Below are 11,621 nucleotides of genomic sequence, written 5' to 3' on the forward strand. Positions count from 1 at the left end.
ATATTTAAAGGTGGTTGTTTAATTTATGAATAAAAGTATTATATTTTTTGATATTGATGGTACTCTAATTGATGAAAAAACTCATATAATTCCTGATAGTGCTAAAAAAGCTATAAGGCTTGCTAGGAAAAATGGTCATTTAGCTTTTATTAATACAGGAAGAACGCTATGCCAAATTAAAAACTTAAAAAAAGAAATAGATTTTGATGGATTTATTTGTGGCTGTGGAACTTATATTGAATATAATAATGAAACTCTCTATCATAAATGCTTAGGAATTGACTTTACAAAAAAACTTATTAAAAGCTTAAAAAAGTACAAGCTAGATGCAGCTTTAGAAAGTATTGACGGTGTATATTATGATTATTTATATAATATAAAACATAAAGAGGTACTTAATATTATTGAAGCTCATAAGCATGAAGGTACTTATGAAGATTTAACTTGGGATTCTCATAACCTAAATGTTGATAAACTTGTTTTATTTATAACTGAATATAGTAATTTTGAAGGATTTTTTCAAGAATTTAAAGATACTTTAGATTTTATAAAAAGAGCTGACGACTTTTATGAACTAGCTCCCAAGGGTTGTTCTAAAGCCACAGGAATTGAATTTATAATTAATCATTTAAATATTGATTTTGAAAATACTTTTGGAATTGGCGATAGTACTAATGATTTAACAATGCTTCAATATGTAAAAAATAGTATCGCTATGGGTAATTCAAATCCTCAATTATTTGAATATGTAAATTATATAACTACAGATTTATTAAATGATGGTATTTATTCTGCACTAGCACATTATAACCTAATATAAATAACTTTATTATTAACTTTTATTTAAATCTATAATAAATTAAATGAACAGTAGATACAGCTATTTTAAATAACTTATATCTACTGTTAATTATTTTTAATCTATTAAATAATTATTTATATATTTTTTAAAATTTAAATTTACTATTAATATACTCTAATTTACAGGTAATATTATTGTAAAACTGCTTCCCTTATTTAATTCACTTTCTAAAGTAATATGTCCATCATGTAACTCCACAATATATTTAACCAATGTTAATCCTATTCCACTGCTACTTACTTTAGTGGAATTAAAATTCTTTCCTTGCTCAAATCTCTTGAATATAAACTCTTGATCATCTTTAGATATTCCAAGACCATTATCTACTATAGAAATACTTACAGTCTCCTCATCTCTTTTAATTAAAACTTCAATTTTTCCACCTTGCTCTGTAAACTTAACTGAATTTCCAATTAAATTAATAATACATCTTTCTATTTCTTTAGGATCACAACTAATTAACATTTCTTCAACTTCAGGATCAATAATTAATTCTATTCCTTTTTCTTTTATATAATCACTCATATTTAATGCAGTCTCCTCCACTAAATATACTATATCAACATTTTCTTCTTTATTTATTTTATAAGCACCTGATTCAATTTTAGAGCTATCTATAATATCATTTATAATGTTTAATAAGTTATTAGAGCTTTTCTTTATTACCCCCATATAATGTGATGTTTTTTTATCAGTATCCTTTCCAGACTTCTCTAAAGAATTTAGTAACTGAATTACTGATAAAATTATATTTATAGGTGTTCTTAATTCATGAGATAAATTAACGAAATAATCATTTTTAAACTGCTCATTTCTAATATTCTGCTCATAAAGCTTTTTATTTTCTTCCATTTGCCGATTTATCTCTTTTGTTTGATTAGCTACTATTTTTTTTAAAAATTTAAGCCTATATCCTCCCCAAAAAATTACTAACATGAAAAGGGCTAGATATAAACAATATGCTATATTTGACTGCCAAAATGGCTTCTTTATAATAAAATTTATAGTAGATTCTTCTGTTAAACTTCCATCACTCTTAACTGCTTTAACTCTAAAGGTATATTTACCTGGTTTTAATTTTGTATAAACTGCATAACCCTCTTTATTACTAACATTCCATTCTTCATTTATTGCATCCATTTTATACAAATAAGTTATGTTACCTATCCTTGTATAATTAGGAAGAAAGTATGCAAACGATATAGTATTTTCATTATAATTAAGTTCAAGGGTTTCTCCGTCAGTTATATATAAACTCCTATTTATCCATAGAGTATCTAAGACTACTTTATCTACTATAGGAGTTATTTCCCCTATAGTATTAGGGTCAAATGAAACTACACCATTAGTTGTCCCAAATAGTAACTGCCCCTCTTTAGTCTTATATGCAGCTCTTTCATTAAATTGATTTCCACATACTCCATCTACTTCTTTAAAATTTATAAACCTATTCTCATTAATAATAAATTTACTTAATCCATTACTTGTTCCTAACCATATATCTTCATTATCATCTATAATTATACTATTTATATAATGGCTTCCTAAACCATCTTTTTCATAATATTTAGTGAAAGTTTCTTCTTCGATATTAAATTTATTTAATCCTACTTTAGTACCTATCCAAATATTACCTTCTTCATCTCCTTGAATACAATTTATATAATCATAATTTAATGAATTATCTTCTGAATTTGCTAAATAATTTTTAATTATTCCTTTAGTTTTATGAAACTTTATTAATCCAGCATCTATTCCTCCAGCTAGCCAAAGAATATTTTCATCACTTTTATCTTGAAAAATATCATATATTTCATAATTATTAATACCTGCGTTTATAAAATCATCCCTATAATAAGTTACTTCATGAGTTCCATTAGTATCCCTATAAAGTCCTTCTATTGTAGCTGCCCATGTATAATTTCCATCATTTATAGTTTTAAACTCTTTACTTAAAAAAAGGTTTCTATTGTATTCATCATAAGCGTATATATAGTGCTCTCTCATTTTTTTATTAATTACATCTACACCCTTTTCAGTACAAATTATTATATTACCATTAGACTCTTCTAAAATATATTTTATTTTATTACTTAATAATGAAATCTCCTCATTCTCATCATGAACAAATCTTAGCATACTCTTTTCATTTCTATCAAAATAAATTAATCCATTTTCTTCTGTACCTATCCATAAATCTCCATCAATGTCTTGTAAAAAAGATGTTATACTACTTTCTGATATTCCATATTTTTTAAAAATATTATTTATTTTGTTACTAAATTGTTGCTTAATATTTAATATGCTGATTCCTTTATTACTACCAACCCATATAACTCCACTTCTGTCCTCATACAAACATCTTATTGAATTACTTATTAAATGGCTATTACTGGTATTATATATGTTTGTTTCATTACTATCTTGTATGTATCTCATTAAACCGTTATCACCATAAAACCATATATTATTATTACTATCACATAATACCTTTGTTTCAATATCAATATTATAATTGCGTAATTCATCATTATAATCATTCAGTTCATTATTTTCGTTTAAAACAACTATGCCACTCTCACTAGATATCCAAATATTACCCTTTGTATCTTTCTCTATTTCATATATATATTCTAATTTACTATATTTACTTTTATTATTGGATATATAATTTGTTTTTAAATCTATAATATTTGCTCCATCCTTAGTTCCTATCCATAAATTTCCTCTATCATCTTCTTTTATATAAGTTATATGATTATTATCTAAGCTTGTACTACTTCCATCTGAATAGTATTTTATAAACTTATTATTTTTCTCATCATATCTATTCAATCCATTTTTAGTTCCAACCCACATAGTATCATTACTATCTCTATATATTGAAGTTATTTCATAATTAGATAATCCTGAATTATTTTCTTCCTTTGTACATATTCTTATTATATTACTTTCTTGCCTATTAATAATATTTAATCCGCAATCAGTTCCTATCCACATGTCTCCATATTTATCTTCATTTATAGCTGTTATATATGGCGAAGTAAGGCTATTTTTATTATTAATTTCATAATTATACTTTACCACCATATTTCCATTGTATTTATTAAGTCCATCTTCAGTCCCTATCCAAATATATCCTAGTGAATCTTGATAAATATCAGTTATAAGATTACTAGATAATCCATCTTTTGTAGTTAAATTATTAAAGTTTATTTTTTCTTCTATAAGTAAACTATTATCACCTTCTAATTGATTAGCAAAAACCACATTGCCATTACTTAATAAAATAATAAATATCATCATAAATAATAATATTTTTTTTAGTTCTCTACTCATAGCACCCTCTCTATTTTTCATTATAATGGTATATATCATAAATTATTGAATATACTTACATTTTTTACTAAAAGTATTGTTATTATATCATACAAATAAGACACATTATGTCTTATTTGTACATAATGTGTCTTATTTTTATTTTTCACTTCTTATTTACACTATTTTTAAACTTTTTTTATTATCATTATAGCTTATTATATTACCATTATAACTCTTATTAAGTAATACAACATTATCTATATTCTTTATTGGAATAAGCTTATATTCTTCATCATAATAATATAAACATAATCCTTCTTGTCTTAAAACATAAGAAATTGGAAATATGCATATTTTACCCCTATTTATCTCTACCTCTATAAAAGTTTTGTTATCTAATGCTTTATCGATTTTCTTACAAACTTCACTTTCGCTATCAAATTTCTCTTCATACAAATCTACTATAAAACGTTCCTGTAATTTATTTAATATCTTAGAACATCTCTTTTCATCTACAATCTTAAATCTATCAATTAAAAGAGATTGCTCTAAATTTTTACTTATATTTTCGCAAATATATAGTGCAAGCATTAAAGACTCATAATCATTATATCTTAGCATTTGCCTTCTTATTATATAATTATTATCTATTTCTATTCCACCATTTTTTCCTCTATGAATTATTATTGGAATACCTAAAACTGATAATTTATCTAAGTCCCTTTGTATTGTTCTTGTTGATACGTTATATACGCTTGCAAGCTCCTTAATTGTAATTTTACAGTTGCTTCTTAAGAGATAAAATACAATTTCTAACAATCTCATTACTACTACCTTTCCAACTTCCTAACATTCAATTATATTTCTAATTTATTTATTATTTTTTAACCACATAATAGCACAATATGTATGCATTGCTGCACCTGTAACTAATATATCTTCATTAAACACTACTTTCTCATTATGCATAGGTTCACCATATAAAGAGTTTTCTTGCTTTGTACCAGCACCTAACATAAGATAAACACTTGGAACTTCATATGAGTAGGAAGCAAAATCTTCTGATCCCATTCCTCCACCTTCAAATAAACACACTGATTTTTCGCCTAATAAATCTTTTATGTAGGAAGTAACTTCCTTAGCTAAATCAGTATCATTAGCTAATGGTGGTACTGATGATAATTCTATTAATTCAGCTTCCCCTCTAAACATCTTAGCAGTAGATTCTACTATTTCTTTCATTCTATTAAATATAAATTCTCCAACCTCTTTATCTAAACTTCTTATAGTACCTTCCATAATAACTTCATTTGGTATTATATTTGGTGCTTCTCCACCTACAAATTTTCCAATTGTTACAACTGCAGGCTTTGTAGCTGATATTTCTCTAGATATAATTTCTTGTAAAGATATATATATATATGAGCTGCTATATTTATTGGATCTACTCCAAGCTCTGGCATAGCTCCATGACAGCCTAATCCCTTTACAACTATTCTAAATCTGTTACACCCAGCTATACTAGTTCCTAAACCACATAATACAACATTTGAAGGAGTACCAGAATGCACATGCATTGCCATAGCTGCATCAACCTTTGGGTTATTAAGAACTCCTGCTTCCAACATTTTTTTTGCTCCAGTAAATCCTTCTTCATCTGGTTGAAATACTAATTTAACAGTTCCCTCTATTTCATCTTGATTTTCTTTAAGTAACTTTGCTGCTCCTAAAAGCATTGCTGTATGCATATCGTGTCCACATGAATGCATACAGCCATTATTTGCTTTAAAATCACATTCAGTTGCTTCAGCCATTGGTAATGCATCCATATCCGCTCTTAATAAAAATGTTTTTCCTGGCTTATTCCCTTCAATTGTTGCCACTATACCACTTTCACATATCTCCTTTGGATCATATCCAAATTCCTTTAACTTTTCTATTACATATGCTTTTGTCTTTGGTAATTCAGCCCCAACTTCAGGATTTTGATGGATGGTTCTTCTATATCCTACTATTTCATCTTTTATTGATTTAGCTTGTTCCATAAATTTATTCATACTAAGACCTCACTTTACTATTTTATGTTATCAATTTATTTATATACTACCTCGCAAATACGACATATATTGTCATTATTTATAGTAATTTTAAAATAAATTTATATACCAAATAGTATTTCCTTTTAAAGTCACTATTAAAACTTTTTATAATCTTTTATTTAATACTTTTATAATATTTTATTAACTTTTAATTTTTTCTCAAATATGCTTTATTTCCTTTTTAACTCTATCTATTGATGCTCTATTAACTCTACTTTATCTACTTCATCTATAGAAACTATATCCGTTAAAACATCACTAATATCTAACTCATCATCAAGGTTAATTTTAAACCTAAGATTTACTCGTTTTTCTGCTTCCTTTCTCACTTCAATTGATATTATATCTGCCCCAGAGCTTCTTATCATCTCTTTTATATTTTCTACTGAGATTGCTATATTGCCATTTATACCTACCTCTATATGTGCATGTGAATTTTTCTTAATTATTATTAATTTCTTTATTTTAAATATATCATTTAAAAAAGCATAAGCTACTATAGTAATTACTATAGATGATATATATATTCCTGACCCTACAGCAAGACCAATAATTGCAGCTAAACAAATTGAAGCAGCTGTCGTTAATCCTTTTATACTTCTTTTATCCTTTAATATTGTTCCAGCTCCTAAAAATCCAATACCTGATATATATTGCCCTGCTAATCTAAATACATCATTTGATCCACCATTAACACGATAATATTCTAAAGAAGTTATTTGAATTAGCAATCCAACAAGTCCAACCATAACATGAGTCCTTATCCCCACTACCATGCCTTTTTTTTCTCTATTATATCCTATAGACCCTGTAAGTATTACACCTAATATAATTTTTATTGATACTTCTATTGCTACTTTTAAATCTAAATTTTTCATTAACTCTCCTAGCATATAAATACTCATCTACCTTAATCTAAACTTTATAATTAAAATAATTTTTAAAACTTTTTCTATACTAAATGGGCTTTTATTAAACAACTATCATATCTGTATTGATAAATTTATCATATTACGCCTTTACAATATATGTTAATAATACTATATGAAAAATACTTTTCTGTCTAATTAAACTATTAATTATAATTTCTTTTTATAAAAATAAATCCTAAACTCAAACGAGTTTAGGATTTACTATATAATCTCCTTTATTCTGTCCTCTGAATATACTTACAGTTTACACATATATGATTTAAAAAAACTAATAATCTTTCATAAAGGGGATATACATTCTCACCAAATTTCTTCTCTAATAATTCCCCTATTTCCTTAACAGTTTTACTTCCATCAATTTGTATAAACACTTCACTACTATATTGGTCGAAAGTAATAGTTTTGTACATAGGAATTTTAAACTTTAATCTTCTAAAAATTTTTTGAATTTTATGGTCTTGTTTTTCAAAAATAGTAACTATACCTTCTTTATCTACTTCATACTCAATATTATCACAGATTTTAAACTTTATATTTAAAACTTCTTCATTATTATTCATTATTCTTTACCTTCGATGACATAATTGGTATGGTTGTAGCTATAACTAAAATAATTAATAATATTATAGCCATCATATTTCCACCAGCGAATCCTGTTGGAATTCTAGGTTTTATAACACCACTAACTTGTAATATTATCCCTACTAGCCCTATTATAGATCCACCTGCAACAAGACCTGAAGATAGGCTTATTCCATTGGCCACTTTAACTTCTTTTTCTCTTTCATCTTTGCTGATTTTTTCAATAAACACACGTATTAATGCACCTACTAATATTATAGATGTTGTTGATATAGGTAAATAAAATCCTATGGCAATAGTCATTATTGGTAAATCTAATAAGAATAAGAATAAAGCCATAACAACACCAACTATAATCATAGGCCAAGGTAAATTACCTTGCATTATTCCAGAAGTTAATGTAGACATTAAATTTGCTTGTGGAAGTGCAAATGGTGCATCTGCTCCTGTAATAGCTAATTGATCTGAAAGTACCATTACTGTTCCTGTAACAACAATAACCCCAACTATACTAGCTATTAAAAAATAATTTTGCATTTCTTTTTTACTTCCACCTATTACATATGTTACTTTTTGAGATTGACTATATCCTCCTGCTACTGATATAGCAACAACCATAAAATTTGCAAATAAAAGCAATGATTTATTATCTGCTTGCCCTTTCCATCCCATTATAACAAATACTAATGTTAGTATAACTAATGAAGCTATTGTCATACCTGATACAGGAAGGTTTGATGTTCCTATTGTACCTGCTAAACGACCTGAAACTATTACAAATAATAAAGCCAATATTATTGAAACAATAGCTGCTACTATAGCCATTGTAGCCCCTTGAGAAATTAAAAATGCTGATACAATTATTATTGAAAGCCCAGCTAAAAGTATTATCATTTCACCTGAACTTTTTTCTTTACTATCATCTTTACTTGATTTTGCCTTTAATGTTTCTTTTATAGATACAATTATTGTTGGTATAAGCTTTATTGCACCTATTATACCACCACAAAGCATCATTCCTGCACCTATATATTTAACATAACTTCCTGCTATTGAGTTTACTTCCATTTGATGAAGAAGTACTGTAGCATCATTCCATGAGTGCACATTTTTATCTGCTAAATCTGTAAAATAACCTATCAAAGGTGTAATTCCAAAGTTAGCTAGTATTGATCCTGCAAACATAGTTAAAGATACCTCTAACCCAACTATAAAACCTATACCTAATAAAAGTGGATTTACTTCAGTAGAAAATTTCCATTTGTAAAACTTGCTTCCTACAAAGGTAATAGTATTATTAATTAAGTTTAAAAATGAACTTGTTAAAACATTTATAATACCACTTATAAAAAAACCAATTCCCATAAATTTTATAGCATCTCCGCCTGCTTCTGAAGCAACAAGAGTTTCTGATATAGCCATAGATTCTGGATACATAAGTTTTCCATGCTCTTCAACAATTAAGTAATTATAAACTAATGATAAAGCCCCTATTCCAAATAGAGCTCCAGCTATTCCTACACTTATACCTTCTAAAAAAGTTACCTTGCTTCCTATTAATATAATTGCAGGTAATACATAAATAACACCACTTGCGATAGATTCTCCACCACTTGACATACCTTGAGTTATGTTTTTTCCAAGTATTCCTTTACTTTTAGCAAAAGCTCCTATAAGCATTGAACCTATTATTGCTCCTGGTATTCCGGCTGCAACAGTTAACCCTGACTTCATACCAGAATAAGCAGTAGATGCCGCAAATATAGTAGCTAATACTATTCCAATTATAAGTACAGAAACATTGGCTCCGCGCTTTGATTTATCAGTTATATACGGAACATAATCTTTTCCATGCACACCACCATAAGCTTCTTTAGGTAATTTGTTTTTCATATATAATCTCCTTCCTTTGTTTTATTGATGCAATATATTTAGTATGTGCATTTTATTATTTAACATAATTAGAGATTATATTTTTTTATAAAATAATTTCTAAAAATACTTCAATTAAACTACTTTTTAACTATTTATTTTATAAATGTAATTAAATCAAAAATAACCATAGATACTTAACATCAATATCTATAGCTATCTTCTTTCATATTTTTCAAGTACACTATTATTTATAATAGGATATCCTTATCTATATTAATTAAAAATAAAAGATATACTTAAATGAAAATCACTTAAATATATCTTTATTATTAGAATTATTTAATTACTATTGCTATTAAAAATCTATAATATTTTATACTAATCTTTCTCTTTTATTTAAATTGTATTTATTTGATTCATCAATCTTGTATAACTTTCTCTTAGAAATTTGTTTCATAAATATTACGCCTACTATAAAAGCACAAGCTTCAGCAATAGGGAATGCCATCCATACAATGTTTTGAGAATTAGGTAGTTTTGTTAATATCCATGCTAATGGTAATGCAATAATAATCAGACGCATTAATGAAAGAACTAAAGAATGTACACCACATCCAAGAGCTTGAAAAATACCTTGGTATGCTACATTTGCACCAACAAATAAATACCCTATAGTAACTATTCTTATTGCTCTAATACATAAGCTCTGTGTTTGCTCTGATAATGCAAATATTCCAATTAACTGATGTGCAAATAATTGAAGTACTACTATACCAATAGTCATGATTATCAATGTGTATATCATTCCATATTTAATTCCATCATAAACTCTTTTCTTATCACGCTTTCCATAATTAAATCCTATAATTGGAATCATAGCATTATTCATTCCAAATGCTGCAAAAAAAACAAACTGTTGAATTTTATAATAAACTCCATAAGCAGTAACTGCAGCAATAGAAATTGTACCGAAAATAATATTTACACCATATGTCATAATAGACATCAACGCTTGCATTACAATTGCAGGAATACCAACCTTATATATTTCATAAATAATATGCTTTTGTGGTTTTAAATATTTTAGTTTTGCATCAATATCTTTATTATATTTATGATGGAAAATACATCCTAAAACACAAGATAATATTTGCCCTATTACAGTTGCATATGCTGCTCCATTTACTCCCATTGCTGGTAATCCAAAAAGTCCAAAAATTAATATTGGATCAAGTATTATATTAGAAAGAGCCCCCATAACTTGAGCCATTGTAGATAATGTAGTTCTTCCTATTGCTTGTAATAGCTTTTCATATATCATAAATTCAATTACGCCAAAGGATAATACTGTACAAATAGTAATATATGATTTACCCATTTCAATTATTATAATATCTGTAGTTTGTGAGGTAATATAAGCATTAACTCCAAATAAACCAAATATTAAAAATACTATATAAATGCATATTCCAATAAAAATTGCATTACCGGAAATATAATCTGCTTTTTTTCTATCCCCTTGTCCAATACTTTTAGATAACAATGTATTAACTCCAACACCTGTACCAACACCTACTGCAATCATTAACATTTGAATAGGAAATGCTAATGTAAGTGCATTTACTGCATAATCACCCATGCCTGAAATATTACTTACAAAATAACTATCAACAATATTATAAAGCGCTTGTAATATCATAGATATAATCATCGGCATTCCCATTGTTATCATGAGTTTTTTTATAGGCACAACCCCCATCTTATTCTTTGAAACCTCTTTTTCCATAGCTTCTTCCTCCTATCATCAATATTACGGAGTCTTTTAACGGATAAGCTACCATAACCAATAAATAAAAAAGTGCGTAAATCCCTAATCTGGATTTACGCACTTTTGCTACTCGACTAATTTAATTTTACTTCTATTGGTAAAAAAAGTCAATCAAGAAGTTT

The 11,621-nt window shown here is 26.9% G+C and carries 7 protein-coding genes and 1 pseudogene; 1 reads left to right on the forward strand and 7 read right to left on the reverse strand.

The genetic code is table 11. The annotated features are described in order from the left end of the window. Window positions 1–25: 25 nt before the first annotated feature. Entirely contained in the window at window positions 26–820 is a 795-nt protein-coding gene (locus LPC13_RS12260) for a Cof-type HAD-IIB family hydrolase (protein ID WP_005214343.1), read from the forward strand. A 156-nt stretch (window positions 821–976) separates the two neighbouring features. Here the strand turns inward: LPC13_RS12260 and LPC13_RS12265 are convergent, their stop codons facing one another. From LPC13_RS12265 to LPC13_RS12295, 7 genes and pseudogenes are all read right to left on the reverse strand, one after another. Then, on the reverse strand, window positions 977–4,201 hold the full coding sequence (locus LPC13_RS12265; RefSeq protein ID WP_234088833.1) for a ligand-binding sensor domain-containing protein: 3,225 nt from the start codon (window positions 4,199–4,201) through the stop codon (window positions 977–979). 156 nt (window positions 4,202–4,357) lie between these two features. Further along, window positions 4,358–5,008, reverse strand: coding sequence for a helix-turn-helix transcriptional regulator (locus LPC13_RS12270; RefSeq protein WP_005214345.1), 651 nt, complete (start codon window positions 5,006–5,008; stop codon window positions 4,358–4,360). A 45-nt stretch (window positions 5,009–5,053) separates the two neighbouring features. Beyond that, window positions 5,054–6,240, reverse strand: a pseudogene (locus tag LPC13_RS12275) (M20 metallopeptidase family protein). A gap of 233 nt (window positions 6,241–6,473) precedes the next feature. Next, the gene (locus LPC13_RS12280; protein WP_234088834.1) at window positions 6,474–7,160 is read right to left on the reverse strand and encodes an MgtC/SapB family protein; all 687 of its coding nucleotides are present in this window, start codon (window positions 7,158–7,160) and stop codon (window positions 6,474–6,476) included. A gap of 269 nt (window positions 7,161–7,429) precedes the next feature. Further along, entirely contained in the window at window positions 7,430–7,774 is a 345-nt protein-coding gene (locus LPC13_RS12285) for a hypothetical protein (protein WP_005214353.1), read from the reverse strand. Then, window positions 7,767–9,689, reverse strand: coding sequence for an OPT family oligopeptide transporter (locus tag LPC13_RS12290; RefSeq protein ID WP_005214355.1), 1,923 nt, complete (start codon window positions 9,687–9,689; stop codon window positions 7,767–7,769). Before LPC13_RS12290 ends, LPC13_RS12285 begins: the two co-directional genes overlap by 8 nt. Window positions 9,690–10,044: 355 nt before the next feature. Beyond that, on the reverse strand, window positions 10,045–11,457 hold the full coding sequence (locus tag LPC13_RS12295; protein ID WP_005214356.1) for an MATE family efflux transporter: 1,413 nt from the start codon (window positions 11,455–11,457) through the stop codon (window positions 10,045–10,047). Window positions 11,458–11,621 lie beyond the last annotated feature (164 nt).

The sequence above is a fragment of the Clostridium celatum genome, assembly GCF_021412605.1.
Classification (GTDB): Bacteria; Bacillota; Clostridia; order Clostridiales; family Clostridiaceae; genus Clostridium; species Clostridium celatum.

Coding starts and splice junctions, on each gene's coding strand:
- LPC13_RS12260 (WP_005214343.1), top strand. CDS start 26: ATGAATAAAAGTATTATATTTTTTGATATTGATGGTACTCTAATTGAT.
- LPC13_RS12265 (WP_234088833.1), bottom strand. CDS start 4,201: ATGAGTAGAGAACTAAAAAAAATATTATTATTTATGATGATATTTATT.
- LPC13_RS12270 (WP_005214345.1), bottom strand. CDS start 5,008: ATGAGATTGTTAGAAATTGTATTTTATCTCTTAAGAAGCAACTGTAAA.
- LPC13_RS12280 (WP_234088834.1), bottom strand. CDS start 7,160: ATGAAAAATTTAGATTTAAAAGTAGCAATAGAAGTATCAATAAAAATT.
- LPC13_RS12285 (WP_005214353.1), bottom strand. CDS start 7,774: ATGAATAATAATGAAGAAGTTTTAAATATAAAGTTTAAAATCTGTGAT.
- LPC13_RS12290 (WP_005214355.1), bottom strand. CDS start 9,689: ATGAAAAACAAATTACCTAAAGAAGCTTATGGTGGTGTGCATGGAAAA.
- LPC13_RS12295 (WP_005214356.1), bottom strand. CDS start 11,457: ATGGAAAAAGAGGTTTCAAAGAATAAGATGGGGGTTGTGCCTATAAAA.